The organism is Streptomyces sp. NPDC088733 (assembly GCF_044751185.1).
Taxonomy (GTDB): domain Bacteria; phylum Actinomycetota; class Actinomycetes; order Streptomycetales; family Streptomycetaceae; genus Actinacidiphila.
Genome location: NZ_JBIVLH010000029.1, coordinates 57791 through 83519, shown reverse-complemented (window position 1 = coordinate 83519; position 25729 = coordinate 57791). Strand labels below are relative to the sequence as shown.

General features: G+C 72.3%; 21 protein-coding genes, 1 pseudogene and 1 riboswitch. Of the genes and pseudogenes, 10 read left to right on the top strand and 12 right to left on the bottom strand.

Annotation, left to right across the window (positions count from 1 at the left end; translation table 11 throughout):
- Positions 1–262: 262 nt before the first annotated feature.
- Genes ACIP64_RS35695 through ACIP64_RS35680 form a run of 4 tightly spaced genes read right to left on the bottom strand, consistent with a single transcriptional unit; the run spans position 263 to position 3739 of the window.
- Positions 263–982, bottom strand: coding sequence for an ABC transporter permease subunit (locus tag ACIP64_RS35695; protein ID WP_401595432.1), 720 nt, complete (start codon positions 980–982; stop codon positions 263–265).
- 24 nt (positions 983–1006) lie between these two features.
- Complete coding sequence (locus ACIP64_RS35690) at positions 1007–1924, bottom strand: ABC transporter ATP-binding protein (RefSeq protein ID WP_401595346.1); 918 nt, start codon at positions 1922–1924, stop codon at positions 1007–1009.
- The gene (locus ACIP64_RS35685; protein WP_401595343.1) at positions 1921–2838 is read right to left on the bottom strand and encodes an ABC transporter permease; all 918 of its coding nucleotides are present in this window, start codon (positions 2836–2838) and stop codon (positions 1921–1923) included. Before ACIP64_RS35685 ends, ACIP64_RS35690 begins: the two co-directional genes overlap by 4 nt.
- Positions 2825–3739: an ABC transporter ATP-binding protein gene (locus ACIP64_RS35680; protein ID WP_401595341.1), complete on the bottom strand. Its 915-nt coding sequence runs from the start codon at positions 3737–3739 to the stop codon at positions 2825–2827. The genes ACIP64_RS35685 and ACIP64_RS35680 overlap by 14 nt, the downstream gene beginning before the upstream one ends.
- 309 nt (positions 3740–4048) lie before the next feature.
- On the opposite strand from ACIP64_RS35680, the gene ACIP64_RS35675 reads away from it, so the two are divergent.
- Entirely contained in the window at positions 4049–4777 is a 729-nt protein-coding gene (locus ACIP64_RS35675) for a DUF6159 family protein (protein ID WP_401595338.1), read from the top strand.
- A 101-nt stretch (positions 4778–4878) separates the two neighbouring features.
- Here the strand turns inward: ACIP64_RS35675 and ACIP64_RS35670 are convergent, their stop codons facing one another.
- On the bottom strand, positions 4879–5541 hold the full coding sequence (locus tag ACIP64_RS35670) for a DUF6344 domain-containing protein (RefSeq protein ID WP_401595336.1): 663 nt from the start codon (positions 5539–5541) through the stop codon (positions 4879–4881).
- Positions 5542–5840: 299 nt separating this feature from the next.
- Between ACIP64_RS35670 and ACIP64_RS35665 the strand changes: the two genes are divergently transcribed.
- Complete coding sequence (locus ACIP64_RS35665; protein WP_401595333.1) at positions 5841–6401, top strand: hypothetical protein; 561 nt, start codon at positions 5841–5843, stop codon at positions 6399–6401.
- A 23-nt stretch (positions 6402–6424) separates the two neighbouring features.
- On the top strand, positions 6425–7315 hold the full coding sequence (locus tag ACIP64_RS35660; RefSeq protein ID WP_401595331.1) for an LLM class flavin-dependent oxidoreductase: 891 nt from the start codon (positions 6425–6427) through the stop codon (positions 7313–7315).
- Here the strand turns inward: ACIP64_RS35660 and ACIP64_RS35655 are convergent.
- Entirely contained in the window at positions 7308–7736 is a 429-nt protein-coding gene (locus ACIP64_RS35655; RefSeq protein ID WP_401595328.1) for a DUF6083 domain-containing protein, read from the bottom strand. The genes ACIP64_RS35660 and ACIP64_RS35655 overlap by 8 nt on opposite strands.
- A gap of 110 nt (positions 7737–7846) precedes the next feature.
- On the opposite strand from ACIP64_RS35655, the gene ACIP64_RS35650 reads away from it, so the two are divergent.
- Positions 7847–8704 (top strand): HAD family hydrolase, encoded by an 858-nt coding sequence (locus tag ACIP64_RS35650; RefSeq protein WP_401595326.1) that lies wholly within the window; start codon positions 7847–7849, stop codon positions 8702–8704.
- An 18-nt stretch (positions 8705–8722) separates the two neighbouring features.
- Here the strand turns inward: ACIP64_RS35650 and ACIP64_RS35645 are convergent.
- From ACIP64_RS35645 to hisC, 5 genes and pseudogenes are all read right to left on the bottom strand, one after another.
- Positions 8723–9823 (bottom strand): annotated as a pseudogene (locus ACIP64_RS35645) (GAF domain-containing sensor histidine kinase); the annotation flags it as partial.
- Positions 9824–9874: 51 nt separating this feature from the next.
- On the bottom strand, positions 9875–13348 hold the full coding sequence (gene cydD, locus ACIP64_RS35640) for a thiol reductant ABC exporter subunit CydD (protein ID WP_401595323.1): 3474 nt from the start codon (positions 13346–13348) through the stop codon (positions 9875–9877).
- Between the two features lie 22 nt (positions 13349–13370).
- A complete protein-coding gene (gene cydB / locus ACIP64_RS35635) occupies positions 13371–14372 on the bottom strand; it encodes a cytochrome d ubiquinol oxidase subunit II (RefSeq protein WP_401595321.1) in 1002 nt (333 codons plus the stop codon).
- Positions 14373–14383: 11 nt separating this feature from the next.
- The gene (locus ACIP64_RS35630; protein ID WP_401595319.1) at positions 14384–15889 is read right to left on the bottom strand and encodes a cytochrome ubiquinol oxidase subunit I; all 1506 of its coding nucleotides are present in this window, start codon (positions 15887–15889) and stop codon (positions 14384–14386) included.
- Positions 15890–16060: 171 nt separating this feature from the next.
- On the bottom strand, positions 16061–17134 hold the full coding sequence (gene hisC / locus ACIP64_RS35625) for a histidinol-phosphate transaminase (protein WP_401595317.1): 1074 nt from the start codon (positions 17132–17134) through the stop codon (positions 16061–16063).
- Between the two features lie 337 nt (positions 17135–17471).
- On the opposite strand from hisC, the gene ACIP64_RS35620 reads away from it, so the two are divergent.
- The 4 genes from ACIP64_RS35620 to ACIP64_RS35605 all read left to right on the top strand — a co-directional run bounded on the left by ACIP64_RS35620 (position 17472) and on the right by ACIP64_RS35605 (position 22067).
- A complete protein-coding gene (locus tag ACIP64_RS35620) occupies positions 17472–18572 on the top strand; it encodes a LacI family DNA-binding transcriptional regulator (protein WP_401595315.1) in 1101 nt (366 codons plus the stop codon).
- 201 nt (positions 18573–18773) lie between these two features.
- A complete protein-coding gene (locus ACIP64_RS35615) occupies positions 18774–19805 on the top strand; it encodes a metallophosphoesterase (RefSeq protein ID WP_401595313.1) in 1032 nt (343 codons plus the stop codon).
- 158 nt (positions 19806–19963) lie between these two features.
- On the top strand, positions 19964–20821 hold the full coding sequence (locus ACIP64_RS35610) for a hypothetical protein (protein ID WP_401595310.1): 858 nt from the start codon (positions 19964–19966) through the stop codon (positions 20819–20821).
- Between the two features lie 163 nt (positions 20822–20984).
- Complete coding sequence (locus tag ACIP64_RS35605) at positions 20985–22067, top strand: hypothetical protein (protein ID WP_401595308.1); 1083 nt, start codon at positions 20985–20987, stop codon at positions 22065–22067.
- A 10-nt stretch (positions 22068–22077) separates the two neighbouring features.
- Here ACIP64_RS35605 and thiC read toward each other — a convergent pair whose 3' ends face one another.
- Positions 22078–23844 (bottom strand): phosphomethylpyrimidine synthase ThiC, encoded by a 1767-nt coding sequence (gene thiC / locus ACIP64_RS35600; protein ID WP_401595305.1) that lies wholly within the window; start codon positions 23842–23844, stop codon positions 22078–22080.
- A riboswitch (TPP riboswitch) is annotated at positions 23836–23963 on the bottom strand. It overlaps the preceding gene by 9 nt.
- Positions 23964–24025: 62 nt before the next feature.
- Here thiC and ACIP64_RS35595 point away from each other — a divergent pair.
- The gene (locus tag ACIP64_RS35595; protein ID WP_401595302.1) at positions 24026–25357 is read left to right on the top strand and encodes a YibE/F family protein; all 1332 of its coding nucleotides are present in this window, start codon (positions 24026–24028) and stop codon (positions 25355–25357) included.
- A 26-nt stretch (positions 25358–25383) separates the two neighbouring features.
- Positions 25384–25584, top strand: coding sequence for a hypothetical protein (locus tag ACIP64_RS35590; RefSeq protein ID WP_360905116.1), 201 nt, complete (start codon positions 25384–25386; stop codon positions 25582–25584).
- Positions 25585–25729: the final 145 nt, after the last annotated feature.

Genomic DNA, 25729 nt, shown 5'->3' with positions numbered 1-25729 from the left:
GCCCACTTTCGAGGGAACACCAGGAACCGCCTCCGGCGCCGGGCACGGGCGGCGAGGCGCAGGTCGATGCGCCGGGCGAGCTCCGGGCGGAAGAGGGCGACGAGCAGCCCCAGTGCGACCAGGAACACACCGACAGCACAGAGCAGCGGACTCTCGGACGTCACTCAGCACATCAGACAATCCGATGTGCGGCGACGCGAGGAAACAAGGCCGCCCGGGCGGTGAGAACCACCCGGGCGGCCCAGTTCGCGGCACGGCGGGGCTACTCCTCGCCGGCCAGCGTCAGGGCGCGCATCCGCTGCGCCGCGTAGCCGGTGGCCAGCACGGTGACGCCGATCAGCAGCACCACCGCCAGCGGCAGCCCCACGTCCGACGTGATCTGCCCCTCGCCCGCGATCCGCTGGGCCAGCGCCAGCGCCCACTGCTGCACGCTCAGCGTGCGCGCGCCCGGCACCAGCGAGCCGATCAGCGACTCCCAGATCAGCGCGTACACCAGGCCGAAGACCACGGCCTGCCGGGTCACGACCCCCAGCAGCAGGAAGAGCGCCGCGTAGGTCACCGAGGCGACGGCCGCGGCCACGGTGAAGGCCACCGCGATGCCCTGGCTGTTGCCGTTGAGGATGAATCCGGCGATCAGCGTCGGCACGGCGGAGAAGACCACCGAGACACCGATCGCGACCAGCAGCTTGGTGACGATGATCGTCGGCCGCGGGACGGGCTTGGCCAGCAGGTAGACGATCGACCCGTCGTCGATCTCCGGCCCGACGGCGCCCGTGCCGGCGAAGACGCCGACCAGCGGCACCATCGTCGCCAGGGCGAAACCCCCCAGGACCGACGTGGCGGTGGAGTCGTCGGCGCCGGTCAGCCCGCGCACCGCCGCCGAGATGAGGATCAGCAGCGCGGGAAGGGCGAACAGGACCAGGGCCCGGCGCCGGCCGAGCAGACCCCGGTAGGTCAGCCGGGCCACGGTGGGATTGAACAGTGGGAACACAGGAAGCTCCTCGTCCTATGCCGTGACCAGATAGGAGAACACGCTCTCCAGGGACTCGTCGGAGGGCGAGACCGTGAAGAGCCGGATGCCGCGCTCGCGGGCGACCCGCGGGAGAAGTTCGGTGAAACCGGCGAAGTCGATCGCCTGGATCCGCAGCGCCCGCTCCTTCCAGTCCAGCTCGATGGCGGCCGTGGAACCGTCCGCGATCAGCGCGGCGGCCAGCGCCCGGTCGTCGCTGGACCGCACCAGGTAGCGGTGCGGCCGGTCCGTCATCAGCCGGCGGATCTTGCGGAAGTCGCCGGAGGCGGCGTGCCGGCCGGCGACGACCACCTCGATGTGGCTGGCCAACTGCTCGACCTCCTCCAAAATGTGCGAGGAGAACAGCACCGTGCGGCCCTCGTCGCCCATCCGCCGCAGCAGCTCCATCAACTGCAGCCGCTGCCGCGGGTCCATGCCGTTGAACGGCTCGTCCAGCAGCAGCACCGACGGGTCGTGCACCAGCGCGGAGGCCATCTTCGCCCGCTGCCGCATGCCCTTGCTGTACGTGGCGATCTTGCGGTCCTGGGCGAACTCCATCTCGACGGTGGCCAGCGCCCGCGCGGCCGCGGCGCCCGGGTCGGGCAGGCCGTGCAGTTCCGCGTTGGCGACGACGAACTCCCGCGCGGTGAGGAAGTCGTACATCGCCTCCCGCTCGGGCACGACGCCGATGTGCCGGTAGACCTGCTCGTTGCGCCAGATCACCGTGCCGTCGAGGGTCACGCTGCCGACCGAGGGGGCCAGGAAGCCGCCCATCATGTTGATCAGGGTGGACTTGCCCGCGCCGTTGGGGCCGAGCAGACCGGTGACGCCGGGGCCGATCGTCATCGTCACGTCGTTGACGGCGACGACGTTGCCGAACCAGCGGGACACATGGTCGATGGACAAGGTGGTCACGACAGGACGGCCTTTCGGTAGCGGCGCATCAGCAGGCCGAAGGAGCCGGCGATCGCGGCGAGCAGGACAACCACGTAGGCCACGCCGGCCACCGCGTTCGGCGGACCCGCGGCGTCGACGAAGGAGGACGAGGCACCCAGCACCCAGGTCTGCGCCCCGTCGATCAGCGTGATCGGCGAGAACAGCCCCAGCCAGCCGATCACGTCCTTGTCGCCCTGCACGGAGGCGACCGCCTGGACACTGGTGACGGCGCCGTACGGGAGCGTGAACGCGGCGATGATCGCCGCGACACCGAAGCCCCGGCGCGGGGTGAGCGCCGCGATCACCAGGCCGACGCCCGCGTAGAGCATCGACAGCAGCAGCTCGGCCAGCAGGGCCTTGGCGAAGCCCGAGGTCTGGTCGAAGAAGTCGAACTTCCCCAGCAGCGCGCCGATGTAGAGGATCAGCACGGGGGTCGCGGTGAGGATGAAGATCGCCGTGGTGAGCGCAGTGAACTTCGCCGCGACGTAGTCGACCGCCTCGATCGGGCGGGAGAAGTACAGCGGCGTCACCTTGAAGCGCAGGTCCAGCGAGACCGCCTGGGGGGCCTGCGCCGCCAGGAAGAGGCCGATCACCGCCTGCATGATGATCGCGTACCGCGTGTACTCGATCGGCAGTTCGGTCATCTTCGTGCCGATCGCGACGGCCACGATGATCGCGGCGGGCGCGCACATCACCGCGAACAGCATCATCGGCAGCACCTTGGACTTCACAGACCGGCCCAGTCCGTAGGCACCGCGCAGGCTCTGCGTGTACAGCGAGCGCCTGGCGTACGCGCGGCCCAGCCGCGGCCCGTCGTAGTGCCGGTACCCGATGTCGTGAATGACGTCCTGGGCGCCGCCGGCAGCCGGCCCGCGTCCCTCAAGCTGCGTCACGGTCGTCCCCTCCCCGGAAGATCTCGGCGATGCGGTGGCGGCGCTGCTCCATCCGGACCAGGCCGGAGCCCAGTTCGGCGACGGCGTCGCGCACGGTGTCGTAGGTCTCGTCGCCGTCGATGTCGACATGCAGCAGATGGCCTTCGGCGTGGGCGTTCAGCCCCGCGGCGGTGAGCTTCTGCAGCAGCTCCTCCTCGTGGTCGGTCACCTCGACCGCGAGGGAGGCGGTGGCCTGCGTGAAGTCACTGGTGGAGGAGGCGCGCAGCAGCTGTCCGCCGTCGATCACGACGATGTGGTCGCTGGTGCGCTCCAGCTCGCCGAGCAGGTGCGAGGTGACGAGGACGGAGATGCCGAACTCGGTGTGGACACGCCGGATCAGCCCGAGCATGTCGTCGCGGCCGACGGGGTCCAGCCCGTTCGTCGGCTCGTCGAGCAGCACCAGTCGCGGATCGTGCACCAGGGCCTGGGCCAGCTTCACGCGCTGCTTCATGCCCGTCGAATAGCCGCCCATGGGGCGGTAGCGCTCCTCGTACAGCCCGACATGGCGCAGCGTGTCGGCGGTCCGCTCACGCGCGGCCGTCGGCGGCAGCCCGGACATACGGGCCATGTGCACGACGAACTCCGTCGCGGAGACGTCCGGCGGCAGGCAGTCGTGCTCCGGCATGTACCCCACGGCGGCACGGATGTCCGCACCCTGGGTCGCCACGTCCATGCCCAGCACCGCGGCGCGGCCCTCGGTGGCCGGCGACAACCCGAGCAGGATCTTGATCAGGGTCGACTTGCCGGCCCCGTTCGCACCCACCAACCCGGTCACCCCGGGTTCGATGTCCACGGTGAGCCGGTCCAGAGCGGTCACCCTCGGGTACCGCTTCGTCAGGCTTTCAGCAGCGATCACAGTCACACCACGAACCTAGTGGTGCGAACCACACCCGTCGTCAGCCTCGGGGGTAGTCGTCCCTAGTCCTTGGGACGGATGTTCCCGTAGGGGACGGGCGATCACCGACTACATTGCGGCCGGCGGGCATCTCGTGCGGGAGGGGCGTGAACGGGCGTGGAGAGCGTCGGGAACGTGGGGAACGGGGAGAAGCGGGAAATCATGGGGAACCCGGAGAACACGGGCGGTCCTGCGGGCTCGCGGGGCCCGGGGAGTACGCGGCGCTCACGGGGTTCGGGGAGCGGGCAACGGGGCATCGTCGGGACGGTCCTGCACGTGCTGCGCCGCAGACCGGCGCTGTTGTGCTTTCCGGCGCTGAACGCGGTGGTCCTCGCGGTCCTCCTGCTCATCGCGTGGCTTCAGCCGCTGCGGGGCATCTGGGAGCGCGCGCGGCTCGACCAGGCGCCCACCACGGGGCAGTTCATGGCGCTCCTGGTGTTGTTCTTCCTGCTGTCCGGCACCAGTACGTACTTCACCGCGGCATTGCTGCACTCCGTCCACGCGCTGGGGCAGGACCTGCGCCCCGCCGTGCGCGTCTCGCTGCGGGCGGCGCTGCGGCGACTGCCGACGCTGCTGGCATGGTGCCTGCTCGGCAGCAGTCTCGGGATGGTGCTGCGGGTCCTGGAGTCGACCGCGGGAGTGTCCTGGATCTTCGAACTGGCCGGGACGTCCTGGTCGTTGTGGACCTTCTTCGTGCTGCCCGTGATCGTCGTCGAGGGCACCGGCCTCTTCACCGGCCTGCGCCGCTCAATGACACTGGGCCGGGCGGAGCTGGGCAACTGGGTGGCCGGCGGGATACGTCTGGCCCTGACAACCGTCCTGGTGGTGATCATCGCGATCATCGCCCTCATCCTCGCGGTCGAAACGGACAGCGTGACGGTCCTGGTCGCCGCGGCAGGCTGCGTCGTCGCACTGTTCCTCGCGACGGGTCTGCTCTCCGCGACCGCTTCCGGCATCTACCGCATGGCGCTCTACCAGCGGGCGGTGGCACGTCGGCCGGCCTGACCGGCTTGCCCTGCCGTACCCGTCGGGGCTGCCGGGGCTGCCGGGTCCGGACATGAGATCCGGTCCCGCGGTCCGTGGCAGCACGTGCGCGTCCGTGGCGCTCACGCGCACAGCGCCAAGTCGCCGCGGCGGTCGGCCGTACGGGCGTGCGCCTCGGCCGCGGTCCTGGCCGAGGTCTCGTCGGCACCTGCCGTGACCGCTTGGACGGAAGCGCCCTCACGGACCCTGCGCGAACCACTGCGCGGCACCGGGGAGGCGCCGTGGGCCTCGGCGCGGATGCGCTGCTTCATCGTCGGCGGCAGCGACAGTTCGCGCAGGCAGTCGGCGATACGGGGGGCGAGGAGGTGTGCGTCCGACGATTCGGGCGACGACGTGGACCCGGGCGACGCGCCTGCCGGTGTCGGCGCCGATGCCATCGCGGCACGGTGGGCGAGGGCAGCGCGATGTGCCGTGGCCTGCCGTGTCGTGCGGTCAGGCCGGGGCCGCGGCCTGGCGGCGGGAACGAGATGACTCGCGGACCGGGCGCGGGGCGGCCGCACGGGTTCGCGGCGTTCGGCTGCCGCGCCCGTGGGTGGTGCCTTCACCTCCCTGCCGGTCTCGGCGAGCAGCGCCTCCACCAGGGAGAGCGGGGCGGCCTCCGGTCGCGGGGCGACGGCGGCGGTGCTACGGCGGGCCGGGACGGCGAAGCCGAGACCGGCGATCACCTTGAGCAGGAGCGTGACGAAGGCGTTCCAGAACGCCTTGGCGTGATTGTTTGCAGCCATTGACCTCTCACTTCCTCGTGAGTCGGGGAGCGACTAGTCCGATGATGCGGAAGTGAGCACGAAATGCCCGGAAGCGCACCTCGGGAGTGGCGATATTCGGATCAACACCACCCGGGTGGCCCAAGCGGGGCCCCATCGAGCCCGTTCGGAGGCCCGCTCACCTGACAATCTCCCGAGTTGCGGGCTCCGGAGGCCGGTGTTATTTCCCGGTAGTCCCCGTGGCCCGCTTGGGGCGGGACGCGGTGACGGGGTCCCGCACGACCCGCGCCACGTGCCGTCGGCGTGGAGAACCACCCGTCATGGCGAAGCCCGGCAGGCCCTTCCAGGCGGCGGGTAGGTTGGCCGCCGTGCCCTTCCGCTTCTCCTTCACAGCCCCCTCGGCGCCCGCGGTCGCACGCGTTCGCGCGACGCCGCAGGAACCCCTCGAAGACCTTGATGACTACTGCTACCTGGCCATGGTCGGATGCGGGGTCCTGGCCCGGACGGACGCCGCCTTCCACATCGGCGGATTCGGCTGGGACGACTGGCACTTCGATGTGGGCTACGACATGTCGGCCTTCGTCGAGGAGCTGCCCGGGCTGATCGACGGCCTGCGCGCGGGCCGGGAGACGGAGTTGGACCTCTATCCGCAGGGCGTGGAGCGCACCTTGACGTTCCGGCCCGACGGCGAGCGGGTGCGCATCGGTTGCGTGTCACGGACGTCCTGGGTGCCGCGACCGGATGTCGAGGTGCGCGCAGCCGACGAGCTGATGGACGACTGCGTCCGGCTCGCCACTGACGTCGCGACCGCCATTGCGGCCGTCGCGCCCGCGCTCGCCCCTCTGCCGCCGTTCGAAAGCTGGTTGCGAGGAGACGTCTGACGCCCGGGCCGTATGGTCGTCCTATGCGTCTGAGCACTGTGATTCTGCCGATCTACCGTTGGACCGCGGAGGGGCGGGAGGTGTGGCGGCGGGCCGAGCAACTCGGCTTCCACACCGGCTGGACCTACGACCACCTGTCGTGGCGGAGCTTCCGGGACCTGCCCTGGTACGGGGCGGTGCCGACGCTGACGGCAGCGGCCGCGGCGACGGAGCGGATGCGGCTGGGAACGCTGGTGACCTCGCCCAACTTCCGGCACCCGGTGACACTGGCGAAGGAACTCATCACCGTGGACGACATCAGCGACGGCCGCCTCACGCTGGGCATCGGCGCCGGCGGGACCGGCTTCGACGCGACAGCGCTGGGGCAGGAGGCGTGGACGCCGCGGGAGCGGGCGGACCGCTTCGGGGAGTTCGTGCCGGTGCTGGACCGGCTGCTGACCGAGCCGGTCGTGGACCACGAGGGGGAGTTCTACTCGGCGCGCGAGGTGCGGAACATCCCCGGCTGCGTGCAGCGGCCGCGGATCCCCTTCGCCGTGGCGGCCACGGGGCCGCGCGGAATGCAGCTGACGGCGCGCTACGGACAGGCCTGGGTGACCTACGGCGACCCCAAGGGTCCGGCGGACGTGCCGGTGGAGGACTGCCCGGCCGTGGTCTCCCGGCAGTTCGACAAGCTGGAGATCGCGTGCGCGGAGATCGACCGCGATCCGGGCGAGCTGGAGCGGGTGCTGCTCACCGGGTCGACGGCGGAGCGCCCGCTGGAGTCCCTGGACGCCTTCGTGGACTTCGCCGGGCGGTACGCGGAGATCGGCATCACCGAGATCGTCCTGCACTGGCCGGTGCCGGACTCGGTCTACGCGGCCGACGAGAAGATCTTCGAGCGCATCGCCACCGAGGCCCCCGCGCAGCTCAGCTGAGGCTGAGCCCGGTCCCCCGCCGCCGCCACTGGGCGGGCACCACCGGTGACGCGACCGGCGGGGGACCGGCCGGGCAGACGTCGAAGTGGCTGATCCGGCAGGTGTCGGAGGGCACGGCGGACCGCAGGTCGACCGCGGTGCCGTCGCCGGCGACGCGCCAGCGGCGGCCCGCCGGGACGGCGGCGGTGAGCCGCTCGCCGGGCTCGATCATGATCCAGCGGCCGCCGGTCGTACGGTGCCACAGGGCGGCGCGGCCGCACCGGGCGCAGGTCGTGGCGGTGCCGGCCGCCGGGTCGGGGACGGGGGCGGGTATGTCCCCGCGGGAGGCGAAGCCGATCCCGTCCAGGACGGTCGCCACGGCATCGGCCAGGAGCACCGGCTCCCGGTCGGGCTGTTCCTCACAACGCGTCATGAGTGCCATGCCGCGATGGTGGCAGCCGCCACTGACAATGCCGCGGCACGGAATGTGGCGGTGATCGCACCCGCCCCCCGGCTGCAGCCATCGCGAGCCGGATGAGCGACCATGGGGCGGTGACCTCAGCCACCCAGCATCCCATGTCCCCGGACGCCCTCCGCGCGGTCCCCGCACCGCGGCTGATCGCCACCGATCTGGACGGCACGCTGCTGCGCGACGACAAGACCGTCTCCGCGCGGACGATCGCCGCCCTCGCGGACGCGGAGGCGGCGGGTGTCGAGGTCTTCTTCGTCACCGGCCGCCCGGCCCGCTGGATGGACGTCGTCGCCGAGCACACCGCCGGGCACGGCATGGCCATCTGCGCCAACGGCGCCGCCGTCTACGACCTGCACCGGGGGCGGCTGCTCGCGTGCTATCCGCTCGACGCGCGCGACGCGCTCTCCGTCGTCGCGGCCCTGCGCACCACCGTGCCGGGGACGACCTTCGCGGTGGAGCTGACCGGCGGCTTCGCGTACGAGCCGGAGTACCCGCCGTACTCGCCGGTGCCCGACGCGCTCGTGGCACCCGTGGAGGAGCTGCTCGGGGCGGCCGGCGGCGGCCAGCCGGTGCTGAAGCTGCTGGCCAAGCACCCCTCGATGGACCCGGACGTCTTCCTGCGCACGGCGCTGGCCGCGGCCGGGCAGTACGCGGAGATCACCCGCTCCAGCGCCTCGGCGCTGCTGGAGATCAGCGGCACCGGGGTCAGCAAGGCGACCACGCTGGCCCGCTGCTGCGCCCAGCTCGGAATCGGCGCCGACGAGGTGGTCGCGTTCGGCGACATGCCCAACGACCTGGGGATGCTGTCGTGGGCGGGCACCTCCTACGCCGTCGCCAACGCCCACCCGGACGTGCTGGCGGCCACCACGCACCGCACCACGGCCAACGAGGACGACGGCGTCGCGCGGGTCATCGAGCGGATCCTCGCCGCCCGCTGACGGCCGGGCCGGGCACCGTCACAGGGGCGCCTCCCACGCCAGGACGGTGCCCTTGCCGTCGGGGCCCGGCCCGAAGGTCGACTCGCCGCCCAGCGACTCCGCGCGCCGCGCCAGGTTGCGCAGGCCGCTGCGCCGCCCGGTCTCCGGGATGCCGACCCCGTCGTCGGAGACGATGAGCCGGACGCCCTCCAGGCCCTCGCCGAGCACGGCGGTGGCGTCCACGATCACCTCGACCCGGGTGGCCCCGGCGTGCCGCAGCACGTTGGACAGCGCCTCCCGGAGCGCGGCGATCAGGTTGCGAGCGCTGAGCGCGCCGACCCGCGAGTCGACGGGCCCCACGAAGCGCACGGAGGGCTGGAACCCCAGGCCCCGGGCGACCACGGAGGTCTCGCGCAGCACCTGGGCGCGCAGCCCCGCCGGGGCGTCGTCGCCGGGTTCCTGCTGGAGGGCGAAGATCGCGGTGCGCACCTCCTGGATGGTGGCGTCCAGCTCGTCGACGGCGTGCGCGATGCTCGCCTCGGCCTCGGGCGGCACCGACTTGCGGATGGCCCCCTGCAGCATCAGCCCGGTGGCGAAGAGCCGCTGGATGACCAGGTCGTGCAGGTCGCGGGCGATGCGGTCGCGCTCCTCGTACACCGCCAGCCGGTTGCGGTCCCGCTGGGCCTCGGCGAGCAGCAGCGCGAGCGCGGCCTGCGCGGCGAACTGGGCGGCGAAGACGTGGTCGTCCTCGGTGAAGGCCGGGGCACCGCGGACCCGCGGCAGGGCCAGCGCCCCCATCACGTGGCCGCTGCTCAGCAGCGGCAGCATCATGCTGGGCCCGAAGCGGGGGGTGATGGTCGCGCCCATGCGGTCGTCGGTCGCCGCGTCCTCGATGTGGACCGGCTCCCCCGCCAGCAGGGGCGCGGCGGCCGGGCTGTCGGCCTCCAGGACGGTGCCGACCAGGCCGGCCGGGTGGTCGGCCGAGGCCGCGACGACCTCCAGGCCGCCCTCGGCGGTCGGCAGCAGAACGAGACCCGCGTCGGCCTCCACCAGCGCACGGGCCTGCTCGGCGACGACGTCGAGCGCCCCGGCCCCCGGGTTGCCGAGCAGTGCCGTGGTGACGGCGCCGACCGCGTCGAGCAGCTTGGCGAGTCGTTCTGCCATACCGCGAGCGTAGGCCGCGAGCGGCCCTCACGCCGGTGCGGGAAGCGCCGCGGTCCGCCCGTCAGCTGCGCGTTCGCGCTCCAGGGTGCGGCGGAAGGGGCCCTCGGCGACGGCCAGCTCGTCGTACGTGCCGCGCTGCACGACCCGGCCGCGGTCGAGGACGACGATCTCGTCGACGTCGGCCAGTCCGGTGAGGCGGTGCGTGATCAGGACGGTCGTCCGCCCGGCAGTCGCGGCCAGCAGATCGGCGGTGAGGGCGTCGGCGGTGGCCAGGTCGAGGTGTTCGGCGGGCTCGTCGAGGACGAGGACGGGGAAGCCGGCGAGCAGGGCGCGGGCCAGGCCGAGGCGCTGGCGCTGGCCGCCGGACAGGCGGGTGCCGTGCTCACCCACGGGGGTGTCGAGGCCGAGGTCCAGCCGGGCGGCGGCCAGGGCGCCGGTCAGCTCGGCGTCCGGGGCCCCGGGGCGGGCCATCCGCAAGTTCTCCCGGACCGTGCTGTCGAAGGCGTGCGCGTCCTGCGCGCACAGCCCGACCATGCGGCGGACGGCGTCGCCGTCCAGGGTCGTCGCGTCGGTCCCGGCGAGGGTGTAGGAGCCGGACTCGGGGTCCAGGAAGCGGAGCAGGACGTGGGCCAGGGTCGTCTTGCCCGCGCCGGAGGGGCCCACGACGGCGACGCGGCGGCCGGGGGTCAGCTCCAGGTCCACGCCGTCGAGGGCGGGTGCCGCCTGCCCGGGGTGCCGGGCGGTCAGGGCGCGCAGCACCACGGGGTGCGGCGTCCGCGGCGGCCGGGCCGGGTGCTCCGGCTCGCGGACCGGCTCGGGGGTGTCGAGGACGTCGTGGACGCGCTGTGCGGCGCGCAGGCTGCGGCGGCGGTGCTGGGCGGCGGCGGGCAGGCTCGTGACCGCCTCGAACGCGGCGAGGGGGGTGAGTACGACCACCGCGAGCGCGAGGCCGCCGAGCCGGCCGGCGGCGGCCGCCTGCACCCCGGCGACCGCGCAGGCGACGACGGTCAGCCCGGTCAGCAGGGTGCCCAGGCCCGTGCCGAGCGCCGCCCCGGCGGCCGAGCGGGCCGCGATCCGGGTCAGCGCGCGGTCCGCGTCGGCGGCCTTCGCGCGCTGTGCGGGCAGGGCCCCGGCGACGGTCGACTCGGCCGTGCCGGTGAGCACGTCGACGACCCGGACGGCCAGTTCGCCGCGTGCCGGGGCCAGGGCGCGCTCCGCCCGCCGCGACAGGGCGGCGGACAGCGCCGGTACGGCGGCGCCGGCCGCGAGCAGCCCCACGGCGAGGGCGGCGCCGGCCTCCGGCAGCAGCCAGGCCGTGAGCCCGGCCGCCACGGCGCCGGTGACCGCGGCCGCGGAGGCGGGCAGCAGCCAGCGCAGGAAGTAGTCCTGGAGGGAGTCCACGTCCGCGACGAGGCGGGAGAGCAGGTCCCCGCGGCGGACGTCCCGCAGCCCGGCCGGCGCGAGGCGTTCCAGCCGGCGGTAGACGGCCACCCTCAGGTCGGCGAGCGCGCGGAACGTGGCGTCGTGCGAGACCAGGCGCTCCGCGTACCGGAACGCGGCCCGTCCGATGCCGAACGCGCGGGTCGCCGTCACCGCGACCATCAGGTAGAGCACCGGCGGCTGTTGGGAGGCCCGGGCGATCAGCCACGCGGAGGTCGCCATCAGGCCCACCGCGCTCAGCAGCGCGAGCGCCGCCAGCACCACGGCGAGCGCGAAGCGCGGCCGCAGCGGGGAGGCCGCGGCCCGCACCCGCCGTGCCGCGCCGGCCTCCCCCGGCTGGGTCGCGGCGGTGTGGACAGGCTCAGCAAGTTCGGCGGGTTCGGCGGGTTCGGCGGTCACCGGCGTACGGGTGGGGAGCGCGGCGGCCGGCACCGGAGGGCGCACGTCCGCGCGTACCGGGCCGTCGCCGAGCCGGATCTCGCGGTCCGCGATCGCCAGCAGCGCGGGGCGGTGGACGACCAGGACGACAGTGCGGCCGACGGCGAGCCGCCGGACCGCGTCGACCACGGCGGCCTCCGTGTCCCCGTCCAGTGCCGCCGTGGGCTCGTCCAGCAGCAGGACGGGCCGGTCGGCGAGGAACGCGCGGGCGAGCGCGACGCGTTGGCGCTGTCCCGCGGAGAGCCCGGCGCCTGCCTCGCCGACCCGGCGGGCGGGGTCGAGTTCCGGTGCGCCCGCCTCGCGGAGGGCGGCGCGCACCGTCGCGTCGTCGGCGTCCGGCCGGGCGAGCCGGACGTTGTCGGCGAGGGTGCCGGCGAAGAGGTGGGGCCGCTGGGGGACCCAGGCGATGTGCCGGTGCCAGTCGGCGAGTTCGAGGTCGTCCAGGGCGGTGCCGCCGACCAGGACGCGCCCGGCGGTCGGCCGGGTGAAGCCGAGGAGCACGCTCAGCAGGGTGGACTTGCCGGCCCCACTGGCCCCGGTGATCGCGACCGTCTCGCCGGGGGAGACCCGCAGGGACACCGGGGCGAGGCGGCCGGCGACGGCCAGGTCCTCGGCCTCGACGGCCGCGGTGCGCGGGTCGGGGGCGGCGGCGTCGCCGCGGGGCGGGGCGGGGGTCTCCAGGAGCGCGAAGACCTCGTCCGCGGCCGACAGTCCTTCGGCGGCCGCGTGGTAGTGGGTGCCGACCTGCCGCAGCGGCAGATAGGCCTCGGGGGCGAGGACGAGGATGACCAGCCCGGTGTAGAGGTCGAGTTCGCCGTGGACGAGGCGCATCCCGACGCCCACCGCGACAAGGGCCACGGAGAGGGTGGAGAGCAGTTCGAGGGCGAAGGAGGAGAGGAAGGAGATGCGCAGCGTCCGCATCGTGGCGCGCCGGTAGTCGGCGGTGACGGCGCGGATGGACTCGGCCTGCGCCTTGGCGCGGCCGAAGACCTTGAGCGTGGGCAGGCCGGCGACGACGTCGAGGAAGTGGCCGGACAGCCGCGCGAGCAGCCGCCATTGGCGGTCCATGTGGGCCTGGGTGGCCCAGCCGATGAGGGCCATGAAGAGCGGGACGAGGGGCAGGGTGAGGGCGATGATGAACGCCGACACCCAGTCCTCGGTGACGATCCGGGCGAGCACGGCGGCCGGAACGACGACGGCGAGCCCGAGTTGCGGCAGGTAGCGGGCGAAGTAGCCGTCCAGGGCGTCGATTCCGCGGGTGGCGAGGGTGGTGAGTTCGCCGGTCCTGCGGTCGGTGAGCTGGGCCGGGCCGAGCAGGGTGGCGTGGTCGATCAGCCGGTTGCGCAGGGTGGACTTCACGTCCGCCGCGGCCCGGTGGGCGCACAGTTCGGTGAGCCAGGAGACCAGGGCGCGGCCGACGGCGACCGCGGCGAGCAGCAGCAGCGGAGTGCGCAACTCGCCGGTGCCGAGGCCGTCCTGGAACCCGCCGACCACGATCTTCGCGAGCAGCATCGCCTGGGCGATGACCAGTCCCGCGCCGGCGAGGCCCAACAGGACGGAGACGGCGAGGAAGACGCGGGTGGCACGGGCGTACCGCAGCAGCCGCGGGTCGACGGGTTTCACGTGAAACAGCCCCTCGGGTCGCTCAGTGCGCTTCGGCTATGTGCTGGGTGCCGATCCGCTTGCGGAACACCCAGTACGTCCAGCCCTGGTAGAGCATGACCAGCGGTGCCGCGATCCCGGCGCACCAGGTCATGATCTTCAGGGTGTACGGGGTCGAGGACGCGTTCTCGACCGTCAGGCTCCACGCCGGGTCCAGCGTGGAGGGCATGACGTCCGGGAAGAGCGTCAGGAAGAGGGTCGCCACGACGGCGACGACCGTGACGCCGGACAGCGCGAACGCCCAGCCCTCCCGGCCGCGCAGGTTGGCCCCGAGTGCCCCGAGCAGCGCGAGCACCGCGACGATCACGGTGGCCAGGCTCGCGGTGTCTCCCCCGTGGCCCTGCGTCCAGGCCAGGAACGCCGCGGCGAGAACCGCGGTGAGCGCACCGGCCCCGGTGGCGAAGCGGCGGGCCCGCGTGCGGATGTCGCCGAGGGTCTTGAGCGCCGCGAAGACCGCGCCGTGGAAGGTGAAGAGGCTGAGCGTGACCAGGCCGCCGAGCAGCGGGTACGGGCCGAGCAGGTCCCAGACCTGCCCGGTGTACTCACCGGACCGGTCGATGGCCACCCCGTGCGCGATGTTGGCGAACGCCACGCCCCACAGGAACGCGGGGACGAGGGAGGTCCAGAAGATGGCCCACTCCCAGCTGCTCTGCCAGCGTTCGCCGGTCCGCTTGGCGCGGTACTCGAAGGCGACGACGCGGATGATCAGGCAGAGCAGGATCGCCAGCAGCGGCAGGTAGAAGCCGGAGAAGAGGGTGGCGTACCACTCGGGGAAGGCGGCGAAGGTGGCGCCGGCGGCGGTGATCAGCCACACCTCGTTGCCGTCCCAGACCGGGCCGATGGTGTTGATCAGCACGCGCCGCTCGGGGCGGTCGCGGGCGAGCAGCCGGGTGAGGACGCCGATGCCGAAGTCGAAGCCCTCGAGGAAGAAGTAGCCGGTCCACAGGACGGCGATGATGACGAACCAGACGTCGTGGAGGTGCATGCCGTCTCTCCCTAGTACGAGAAGGCCATCGGGCGGTCGGCGTCGGTGTCGCCGCCGATCTTCGTGGGGGGATTCAGGTCCGTCTCGGTGAGCTCGGGGGGTCCGGCCTTGGCGTACTTGACCAGGAGCCTGATCTCGACGACGGCGAGGACGGCGTAGAGCGACGTGAGCACGATCAGTGAGGTGAGCATCTCGGCGGTGGAGACGCCGGGGGAGACCGCGTCCTTCGTGCGCAGCAGTCCGTAGACCACCCACGGCTGGCGGCCGTTCTCGGTGAAGATCCAGCCCCAGGAGTTGGCGATCAGGGGGAAGCCCATGGTGAGCAGCCCGATCCGCCAGTACCAGCGCGACAGCTTCGGGGAGAGGGCGGTGTTCCTGGTGAGCATCAGGTGCGGAGGCTCGTCGTCGGCGGTGCGCCGGTCCTCGGCGAGCCAGAACCTGCGGCGGGTGAGCCAGAGTCCCGCGAGGCCGACCGCGAAGGACGTCATGCCGAAGCCGATCATCCAGCGGAAGCCCCAGTAGGCGACGGGGATGTTGGGGCGGTAGTCGCCGGGGCCGTACTTCTGCTGTTCGGCCTTGTTGACGTCGTTGATGCCGGGCACGTACGAGTCGAAGTCGTCATGGGCGAGGAAGGACAGCACGCCCGGGACCTCGACGGCCACGGTGTTGTGGCCCTTCTCCACGTCGCCGTAGGCGAAGATCGAGAAGGGGGCCGGGAACTGCCCGTCCCACAGGGCCTCGGCGGCGGCCATCTTCATGGGCTGCTGCTGGTACATCACCTTGCCCAGCCGGTCCCCGCTGAGGGCCGTGAGCAGCCCGGCGACGACGGCGGTGACCAGGGCGAGGCGCAGCGAGGTCCGCATGACGGCGACGTGCTTCTTGCGGGCCAGGTGGTAGGCCGATATGCCGATCATGAACGCGGCACCGGTCAGGAAGGCCGCGGTCAGCGTGTGGAGGACCACCACGACGGTGGTGTTCTGGCTGAGCACGGCCCAGAAGTCGGTGAGTTCGGCGCGGCCGGTGGCCTTGTTGTAGCGGTAGCCGACCGGGTGCTGCATCCAGGAGTTGGCGGCGAGGATGAAGTACGCCGACAGGATCGTGCCGAGCGAGACCAGCCAGATGCAGGCCAGGTGGAGCTTCTGCGGGAGCTTGTCCCAGCCGAAGATCCACAGGCCGATGAAGGTGGACTCGAAGAAGAAGGCGATCAGCGACTCGAAGGCGAGCGGGGCGCCGAAGACGTCGCCGACGAAGCGGGAGTAGTCCGACCAGTTCATGCCGAACTGGAACTCCTGGACGAGGCCGGTGGCCACGCCCATGGCGATGTTGATCAGGAAGAGCTTGCCCCAGAACTTGGTCGCTCCCAGGTACTTCTCCTTGCCGGTGCGGACCCATGCCGTCTGCAGGCCGGCGGTCAGGGCCGCGAGGGAGATCGTCAGGGGGACGAAGAGGTAGTGGTAGACGGTGGTGATGCCGAATTGCCATCGCGCGACGGCCACGGAGTCGAGTGCCAGCTCCACGTCACGCCTCCTGTTCTGGTGCGCTTGTGAAAGTGAACGCATTCACAAGCTCAGTATGACCTACACACTTTTGCCCCCTCACACCGGGGGGTGTGAGGGGGCAAAAGGGAAGAAGCACCAGGTCAGGGCCGCGGGACGAACCCCGGCACGGTGACGGCCGTCAGCGGTCCGCTACAGCTCCTTGCGGAAGGCCTCGGCCGTACGGAGCAGCACGTCGTTGGCACCGGTCTCACCGATCGTGATCCGCACACCCTCACCGGCGAACGGCCGCACCGTGACCCCCGCGCTCTCGCACCGGGCCGCGAAGTCCGCCGTGTGCTCCGCCAGCCGCAGCCAGACGAAGTTGGCCTGCGTCGCCGGGACCGTCCAGCCCTGGGCGGTCAGCCCCTCGTACACCCGGGCCCGCTCGGCGACCAGCGCTTCCACCCGGTCCAGCAGCGCCTCCTCGGCCCGCAGCGAGGCCACCGCCGCGTCCTGGGCGAGCTGGCTGACACCGAACGGGACGGCGGTCTTGCGCAGCGCCTCCGCCACCGGCTCCTGCGCGATCGCGAAGCCGACCCGCAGGCCGGCCAGGCCGTAGGCCTTGGAGAAGGTGCGCAGCACGGCGACATTGGGGCGGTCCCGGTAGACCTCGACGCCGTCGGGCACCTCAGGGTCGCGGATGAACTCCTTGTACGCCTCGTCCAGGACGACCAGCACATCGGAGGGGACGCGGTCCAGGAAGCGCTCCAGCGCGGCACGGTGGACCACGGTGCCGGTGGGGTTGTTGGGGTTGCAGACGAAGATCAGCCGCGTGCGGTCGGTGATCGCGTCCGCCATCGCGTCCAGGTCGTGCCGCTCCTCGGCGTCCAGCGGGACCGGCACCGCGGAGGCCCCGCTGATCTGCGTGATGATCGGATAGGCCTCGAAGGACCGCCAGGCGTAGACGACCTCGTCGCCGGGGCCGGAGGTGATCTGCAGCAACTGCTGGGCCACGCCGACCGATCCGGTACCGGTCGCGATGTGCTCCACGGGAACGCCGAAACGGGCCGCCAGCTCGGTCTGGAGCGCGGTGCAGGCCATGTCGGGATAGCGGTTGAAACTCCCCGCGGCGGCCGTGACCGCCTCGAGGACACCGGGCAGCGGCGGGTAGGGGTTCTCGTTGGAGGACAGCTTGTAAGCCGTCACGCCGTCCTCCACCGCCGGGGGTCGACCCGGCTTGTAGGTGGGGATACCGTCCAGTTCGCGGCGCAGTCGGGGGTTCATGCCCACACCATACGAGCGGCCCAGCGCTCTGGGGAGGCCCTGATGCACGCGAGAAACAAGGGGCGCCCGGCCCCGATGGCGTGCTGGGCGAAGCGGATGCGCGCCGGTAGCGCGCGCGGTGGCGCGCATCCCTCGTAGGGGTGAGTTGATGCCGCTTCGGACCAGGGGGCAATGCCCCCGCGATCCCGCCGGCCGGTCGGGCATCCGCGGGTCGAAACCTGATGCGACCTGCGCATTCAAGGCCCTGCGCCGGACCTCGGAACGCAGAAACGTCTCTGTCAATGCGCCACGCGGGCCCCCCGCGAACGGACCACCCGAGCCCTACTATCACCACGCCATGACAGCAGCAGGGAACCACCAGGCGAACCGGCCCGTCGGACGCCGGCTGGAGCGGGCGGGCATCAGGGACGTGGCCGCCGCGGCCGGTGTCTCGATCACCACTGTCTCCGACGCGCTCAACGGCAAGGGCCGGCTGCCCGACGCCACCCGCGCACATGTCCGCGAGGTCGCCGACCGGCTGGGCTACCGCCCCTCGGCCGCCGCCCGCACGCTGCGGACCGGCCGGTCGGGGCTCATCGGGCTGACCGTGACGACCTACGGGGAAGAACCTTTCACCTTCACCGAGTTCGCCTACTTCGCCGAGATGGCCAGGGCCGCCACCTCCGCCGCGCTCGCCCGCGGCTACGCCCTCGTCATCCTGCCCGCCTCCTCCCGCCACGACGTGTGGAGCAACGTGGCGCTCGACGGCACCGTCGTGATCGACCCCTCCGACCACGACCCGATGGTCACCGAACTGGTCCGGCAGGGCATCCCCGTGGTCAGCGACGGCCGTCCGGCCGGCAGCCTGCCCGTCCAGGCCTGGGTCGACAACGACCACGAGGCCGCCGTGCTCGGCATCCTGGAGCACCTCGCGGACGCCGGCGCCCGCCGGATCGGCCTCCTCACCGGCACCAGCACAGACACCTACACCCGGCTGTCCACCAGCGCCTACTTGAGCTGGTGCAAGCGCGTCGGGCAGGAACCGGTGGTCGAGTCCTACCCGGCCCACGACCCCTGCGCCGGGGCCGTCGCCGCCGACCGGCTGCTCGCCCGCCCCGACCGGCCCGACGCGGTCTACGGCCTCTTCGACCCCAACGGCACCGACCTGCTGGCCGCCGCCCGCCGCTACGGACTGCGCGTCCCGGAGGACCTGCTGCTGGTGTGCTGCAGCGAGAGCATGGTCTACGCGGCCACCGAGCCGCCCATCACCACGCTCTCCCTCAAACCCGGGCGCATCGGCACCGCCGTCGTCCAACTGCTCATCGACGCCATCGAGGGCGTGGACGGCGGCCGGCCCGTCCAGCAGGTCATGCCGACCGACCTCATCGTCCGCACCTCCTCCCAGCGGCGCTCCCCCCGCACCACGGTGAACCCGCCGCGCGGGCCCTCCCAGGGATGAGCGGTGCGGGAGGCGGAGGGGTCGGGAACGCGGTGGCGGACCCCGGAGCCCGTCCGGGCGGAGCCGTATCCTCCGGGGCGCGATGAGCCCGCCCCGGGGGGATTTGTCCGGACCAGATGAAATCGCTATCACCAGGTGTGTCACGCCGCGACATCGTCATTCCTATGATGGGCGGATGGTGGCGCGACGGTGGAGGGTTCGATGACTCAGGGGGCAGGTCAGGGACCCGTGCTCGGCACGGGGTCCGGCGGGCGTCCGCACGGCGCGGAGGCCGCGGCCCAGAGCGCGCCACCGGCGCCTCCCGGCCCGCAGTCCGGCTACGAGCCCACGCTCGTGGAGGAGGTGCCGCTCCCCGAGGAGTACACGCCCACCCAGCGCGACCTCCCGGTCATCGGCGCGTCCGACGAACCGCCGCTCGGCCCGCTCTACGTCGTCGGAGACGTCCACGGCTACCTCGGCGAGCTCTGCGAGGCCCTCTACGCGATCGGGCTGATCGACGCCGAAGGCCACTGGGCGGCAGGCAACGCCCGCCTGTGGTTCCTCGGCGACTTCACCGACCGCGGCCCGGACGGCGTCGGCGTCATCGACCTGGTCATGCAGCTGTCCGCGGAGGCGGCAGCGGCCGGCGGCTACACCCGCGCCCTCATGGGCAACCACGAGCTGCTGCTCTACGGCGCCCACCGCTTCGGCGACACCCCGGTCAACTCCGCCGCCGGCACCGCCACCTTCCTGGCCGCCTGGCGCCTCAACGGCGGCCAGACCAGCGACATGGAGCGGCTGGAGGACCACCACATCGCCTGGATGTCCCGGCTGGACGCGGCCGCCCTCGCCGACGACCACCTCCTGCTGCACTCCGACACCACCGCCTATCTGGAGTACGGCGAGACCATCGACGCCATGAACGACGCGGTCACCGGCATCCTCCAGCGCGGCGACGCCGACGAGTGCTGGGAGCTCTTCCGCAAGTTCACCCGCCGCTTCGCCTTCCGCGGCGAGGACGGGGCGCAGGCGGCCCGGGAACTGCTCGGCACCTACGGCGGCCGCCGGGTCGTGCACGGCCACAGCCCCATCCCGTACCTGCTCGGCGAGCCCGGCGGCGAGCACGCGGCGGACTCCCCCGACCGGACCGCCGTCGTCGAAGGACCGCACGTCTACGCCGACGACCTCGCGGTGGCCATGGACGGCGGAGTGACGATGGAGGGCAAACTCCTGGTCGCGCGCCTGCCGTTGTAGCCCCCGAAACCCCCATTTTCCGGAAACACTCTGTCACCCCGTCACCTCCGCGCTCTACCATCGGGTTATCCGTAGGCAGCTTCTCCTCCGCTTCCGCCCAGCCGGTCCGGAACTCCAGCGCGGACTTCGGGGCGGCACCGGAGACGGAGCATCGGGGGATGCACATGAACAGCGCTCCACATCTGCTCACCGAGGACCGCCCGGAGTTCGAGCGCGTCCTCGACGCGGCACTGCACTCGGAAGGCACCCGGGCCGCCCTCGCGGCCGCCCGGAACGCGCTCAACACCGAGCAGTTGCGCACCATGGCGCTCAGCGCCGCCGCGCCCATATCCGCCTGCGCGGCACCGGAGTACGAGAGTTACGTCAAGGCCCGCGAGGCGCTGTCCGAGCAACGCCGCGAACAGCAGGTCGCCGCCGTCTCCGGCATCGGCTACGCCGCGGCCGCACCGGGCGTCGCCGACGGTTCGGGCGCCGGGCTGTTCGCGATCGTCGCCGTCCTCACACCCGTCCTCGCCGGCACCGCCGCCGTGATCTTCCTGGTCCTGGGCTACGCCCTGGCGCTCGGCCACTCCGAGCCGGACATCGCCGCCCCCCTGCGCCAGGCCGGCTGGCTCTTCGCGGCGGTCGCCGCGTGCGGCATCGTCGTCGGCATGATCGGGCTGCTCCTCACGGCCCTGCGCAACAGTTCCACCGACCAGGCCGACCGCCCACCCGACGAACCGCCCGAGATCGCCGCGGCCCGCGAGGTCTGGCGCCGGGCCCTGCTGGAACGCGGCCTCCAGCCCTTCATCGACGCCGCCCTGGCCAAGGCCGCGGGCTCCGCCCCGCCCCCGCCGGACCGCCAGAGCGGCAACGGCAACCACCGCATGCCGCGCCTGGGTTACTCCCGCCCCGACTTCTCCAGCCCCGGCCCCGAGTCCTCCCCGGAACCCGGGCACCGGTTCACCAGTCCCGACTTCTCCAGCCCCGACTACTCCAGTCCGGACTACGGCGGCCCCGACCACGCCCCCAACTGACCGCCCCCGGCCCCCGCCCCCGCGTCACCGCGGGGGCGGGGGCCGTACCGTGCGCTTCCGTGCGGAGCGTCACGCCCCAGGCCCGGCACCTGCCTCCGCTGTGACGTCCTACGATGCGTCAGTCCTCCGGCGGATCCGGACCATCGTGCGGCAAGGGGAATCCATGCGCCTGTCCAGCTACGTCAGAAAGGCCGCCATGGGCGCGGCGGCGATACCCCTCCTCGCCGGGTGCACGGGGGAACAGGACGCGGGCGGGGCCGTGGAGCGAGCCGAGGGGCGGCCCGCCTCCTGGACGGACCTGCCGGTGCGGACCGGCGCGCGGGACGTCGTCCACACGGACACCAAGCACCGGTCGTACGAGGTCAGGATCACGGTCAAGAGCCTGGTCCGGGGCTCGGAGAAGGACATGCGGGGCGCGCGCGTGGACGAGGGGCTGGAGGACCGGGTCCCCCACTACCTCACCTTCGAGGTCACCAACACCGGCCGGAGGACGATCCCCGCCGCCTCCATGGTGTACAGCCACTTCGCCCTGAACGGCACCGACTGGGCGCGCGGGGAGAAGGTCTGGATCAGCGGCGGCAGGCCGGGCGGGATCGACCTGCCCTGCGCGGACACCGCCCCGAAGACATTGGCACCCGGCGACTCGTACACCACCTGCGTGACCTATGCGCTGCCCGAGGGCGTCGGCGTGCTGTCGCTGACGCACAACGCCGACGGCTACCTCGACGAGGGTGGCGCGGTCGCCACGTGGCCCGTCGAGGGCGGCCTCGAGGCGGCGTCCGCCGGGCTGGCGGAGCCGGGCGACATCATCCCCGTCCGGTGGGACGCCGACGAGGACGGCGTCCTCGAACTGCCCGCCACGCTGGTGTCCGTACGCCGGGGCAGACCGGCCGATCTCGCGCACCTGGACCTCGACCTCAACGAGAACGAGCGGCGCGGCATCCCGTACTACGCGTCGGTCACCTACACCAACACCGGGTCGAAAGACCTCTACACCGACCAGGCCGGCGACGTCCGCCTGCTCACCGAGAGCGGTCGGCAGATCCCGGGGAAGACCCCCCTCGTCCTCGACACGAAGATCCCGGGTTGTCCGTCCGACTGGGTCGCCCGGACGATCCCGCCGGGCGGCAGCGTGACGGAGTGCAGCATCCACCTGGTGACGGACGACGGCGACAAGCCGTTCGCGGTGGGTTTCAAGGAGGCGGGCCGGCCAGGACTGGTGGCCTGGTCGGCCCCTCTCCGCTGAGGCGGCCCGGTCAGCCGGCCGAACTGCCGCCCGTCTCCGCGAGCGGCAGGTACACCCGGTTGCCCGCCGCGGCGAACTCTGCCGACTTCTCCGCCATGCCGGCCTCGATCTCCTCGGCCGTGCCGCCGTGCTGCCGCCGGATGTCCTGGGAGATCTTCATGGAGCAGAATTTCGGGCCGCACATCGAGCAGAAGTGCGCCGTCTTCGCCGGCTCCGCCGGCAGGGTCTCGTCGTGGAAGGCCCGTGCCGTGTCCGGGTCGAGGGCCAGGTTGAACTGGTCCTCCCAGCGGAACTCGAAGCGGGCGTCGGACAGGGCGTCGTCCCAGTCCTGGGCGCCGGGGTGGCCCTTGGCGAGGTCGGCCGCGTGGGCGGCGATCTTGTACGTGATGACGCCGGTCTTGACGTCGTCGCGGTCGGGCAGGCCCAGGTGCTCCTTGGGCGTGACGTAGCAGAGCATCGCCGTGCCCCACCAGGCGATCATCGCGGCGCCGATGCCGGAGGTGATGTGGTCGTAGGCGGGCGCGATGTCGGTGGTCAGCGGGCCGAGGGTGTAGAACGGCGCCTCCTCGCAGATCTCCTGCTGGAGGTCGATATTCTCCTTGATCTTGTGCATCGGGACGTGCCCCGGCCCCTCGATCATGGTCTGCACGCCGTGCCGCTTGGCGACGGAGTTGAGCTCGCCGAGCGTGCGCAGCTCCGCGAACTGCGCCTCGTCGTTGGCGTCCGCGATGGAGCCGGGGCGCAGGCCGTCGCCCAGGGAGTAGGTGACGTCGTAGGCGGCGAGGATCTCGCAGAGCTCCTCGAAGTGCTCGTAGAGGAAGCTCTCCTTGTGGTGGGCGAGGCACCAGGCCGCCATGATCGAGCCGCCGCGGGAGACGATGCCGGTCTTGCGGCGGGCGGTGAGCGGGACGTACCGCAGCAGGACGCCCGCGTGGACGGTCATGTAGTCGACGCCCTGTTCGGCCTGCTCGACGACCGTGTCCTTGTAGATCTCCCAGGTCAGCTCCTCGGCCTTGCCGTCGACCTTCTCCAGGGCCTGGTAGAGGGGAACGGTGCCGATGGGGACGGGGGAGTTGCGGAGCACCCATTCGCGGGTGGTGTGGATGTTGCGGCCGGTGGACAGGTCCATGACCGTGTCGGCGCCCCAGCGGGTCGCCCAGGTCATCTTCTCCACCTCCTCCTCGATGGAGGAGGTCACCGCGGAGTTGCCGATGTTGGCGTTGACCTTGACCAGGAACCGCTTGCCGATGACCATCGGCTCGATCTCCGGGTGGTTGACGTTCGCCGGCAGCACCGCCCGGCCCGCCGCGATCTCCTCGCGGACGACCTCGGGGGCGACGTTCTCGCGGATCGCGGCGAACTCCATCTCCGGGGTGATCTCGCCGCGCCGGGCGTACGCGAGCTGGGTGACCGGCTGCCCGCCGCGTCCGCGCCGCGGCAGACGCGGGCGGCCGGGGAAGACGGCGTCCAGGTTGCGCAGCCCGCCGCGGGGTGACGTGTGCTTGAGGCCGTCGTCCTCGGGGCGGACGGGGCGGCCGGGGTACTCCTCGGTGTCGCCGCGGGCGACGATCCAGTTCTCCCGCAGCGGCGAAAGGCCGCGGCGGACGTCGGTGGTCACGTTCGGGTCGGTGTACGGGCCGGACGTGTCGTACAGCGTCACGTCCTGGCCGTTGGTCAGGTGCACCCGGCGGACAGGTACCTCGATGTCCGGGCGGGACCCGGTCACGTAGCCCTTGTGCCAGCCGATTTCGCGCGCGCGTGCATCCTGCATGGTCATGAGACCCACTCCCTACGCCGGCATTACCCGGTAACAGGTTCAGCGGTCGGCGCAGCTGGTGGCCCTCGGCCGGTCAGCGCCCTCTCAGCCCGGTGCTCCGAGCTCCCGCGGTGTGCAAAGGTGCGACCACGCTAGCGGGTCTTCTCCGGCGCGCACCAGTGGGCCTTGGGATGATCGGCGCGTGGACTCCCCTCATGCGCAGCCCCCCGGCCCCGGCAACGGCCACGCCCACGGCCCCGGTCACGGGCACAGTCACGGCCACAGTCACGGCCATGGCCACGGTCCGGTGCCGCCGGTCTCCCGGCATCTGCGGAAGGTGATCGCCGCGGTGCTGATCCCGTTCGTCGCCGCGGTGGTGGTCGGGCTGGTGGTGCTCTGGCCGAACGGGGTGCCGGCCCACAAGCGCTCGGGCGTCGGGTTCGACCAGCAGACGCAGTCGGGCCGGGTGGTGCGGGTGGAGAACGTCAAGTGCGCGGACGTGAACGCGGAGCCGAACACCGGCGGCCCCGGCGCGGCCCCGCCGAAGACCCCGTCGATCTGCGAGCGGGCGACCATCCGCGTCACCTCGGGCAAGGACACCGGCCGTACCTTCACCGAGATCGTGCAGCCGACCCAGACCCGGCACTACACCGAGGGGCAGAAGGTCCTGCTGTCCTACGCGCCCGGCGCGCCGAAGGAGTTGCAGTACTCGGTCACCGATGTGGACCGGGCGCTGCCGCTGTGGCTGCTGGCCGGGCTCTTCGCGGCGGCGGTGGTCGTGGTCGGGCGGCTGCGCGGGTTCCTGGCGCTGGCGGCGCTGATCGTCAGCTTCGCGGTGCTGACGCTGTTCATCCTCCCGGCGATCCTGCACGGCAGCGACCCGCTGCTGGTGGCGGTCATCGGCGGCAGCGCGATCATGCTGATCGCGCTCTACATGTGCCACGGCCTCAACGCCCGTACCTCGGTGGCCGTCCTCGGCACGCTCTGCTCGCTGCTGCTGATCGCGCTGCTGGGCTCGGTGTTCATCGACTGGGCGGTGCTCAGCGGCAACACCTCGGACGAGACCGGGCTGATCCACGACCTCTACCCGGGCATCGAGATCCACGGCCTGCTGCTGGCGGGGATCGTGATCGGATCGCTCGGTGTGCTGGACGACGTGACGGTCACCCAGACCTCGGCCGTGTGGGAGCTCCGGGACGCCGATCCGGGCGCCAGTTGGCACAAGTTGTACCGGGCGGCGATGCGCATCGGGCGCGACCACATCGCCTCGGTCGTCAACACCCTTGTGCTGGCGTACGCGGGCGCCGCGCTGCCCCTGCTGCTGCTGTTCTCCATCGCGCAGCGCGGCGTGCTGGCGGTGGCGGGCAGCGAGTTGGTGGCGGAGGAGATCGTCCGGACCCTGGTCGGCAGCATCGGGCTGGTGGTGGCCGTGCCGCTGACGACCGCGCTGGCCGCGCTGGTGGTGTCGGCGGACCGCTCCGGGAGGGACACTGTCCCCACGGGCGGCGGGCGCCGCCGGCGCCGGGCACGGTGAGTTCCTGAAGTACGGGGGTGGACGGGGTGGTCGGGCTCCAGGGGAGGGTGACCGGGGCCGTGGGCCCGGGGCTGGTCGGCGAGGTGATCGTGCAGGTCCGCGGGGGTGCGGAGGCCTTCCTCGCGTATCCGGCGACCGAGGGGGAGAGCATCGGGAAGGGCACGGTCGTGGTGGTCGTGGAGTATCTGCCGCCACGGACCGTGTACGTCGCGCCCGCCTACGGCTGACGGGGCCGGGGACGAGACGGGGACGGGTCAGGGCGGCTTCGTATCAAGAATGCGACAAGGATCCGCCAGGATCTTTCGGCGTGACTTGCGCAGGCGCACACTCCCGTACGCGGCCCCGCTCGGGGCCAATCGTAAGGGGGCGTGT

Excerpts from the sequence above, each read along its gene's own strand:
- ACIP64_RS35665 (WP_401595333.1), top strand. The coding sequence starts at position 5,841 with ATGGCGAAGCCCGGCAGGCCCTTCCAGGCGGCGGGTAGGTTGGCCGCC.
- ACIP64_RS35615 (WP_401595313.1), top strand. The coding sequence starts at position 18,774 with ATGACTCAGGGGGCAGGTCAGGGACCCGTGCTCGGCACGGGGTCCGGC.
- ACIP64_RS35605 (WP_401595308.1), top strand. The coding sequence starts at position 20,985 with ATGCGCCTGTCCAGCTACGTCAGAAAGGCCGCCATGGGCGCGGCGGCG.
- cydB (WP_401595321.1), bottom strand. The coding sequence starts at position 14,372 with ATGCACCTCCACGACGTCTGGTTCGTCATCATCGCCGTCCTGTGGACC.
- hisC (WP_401595317.1), bottom strand. The coding sequence starts at position 17,134 with ATGAACCCCCGACTGCGCCGCGAACTGGACGGTATCCCCACCTACAAG.
- ACIP64_RS35610 (WP_401595310.1), top strand. The coding sequence starts at position 19,964 with ATGCACATGAACAGCGCTCCACATCTGCTCACCGAGGACCGCCCGGAG.
- thiC (WP_401595305.1), bottom strand. The coding sequence starts at position 23,844 with ATGACCATGCAGGATGCACGCGCGCGCGAAATCGGCTGGCACAAGGGC.
- ACIP64_RS35620 (WP_401595315.1), top strand. The coding sequence starts at position 17,472 with ATGACAGCAGCAGGGAACCACCAGGCGAACCGGCCCGTCGGACGCCGG.
- ACIP64_RS35670 (WP_401595336.1), bottom strand. The coding sequence starts at position 5,541 with ATGGCTGCAAACAATCACGCCAAGGCGTTCTGGAACGCCTTCGTCACG.
- ACIP64_RS35660 (WP_401595331.1), top strand. The coding sequence starts at position 6,425 with ATGCGTCTGAGCACTGTGATTCTGCCGATCTACCGTTGGACCGCGGAG.
- ACIP64_RS35655 (WP_401595328.1), bottom strand. The coding sequence starts at position 7,736 with ATGGCACTCATGACGCGTTGTGAGGAACAGCCCGACCGGGAGCCGGTG.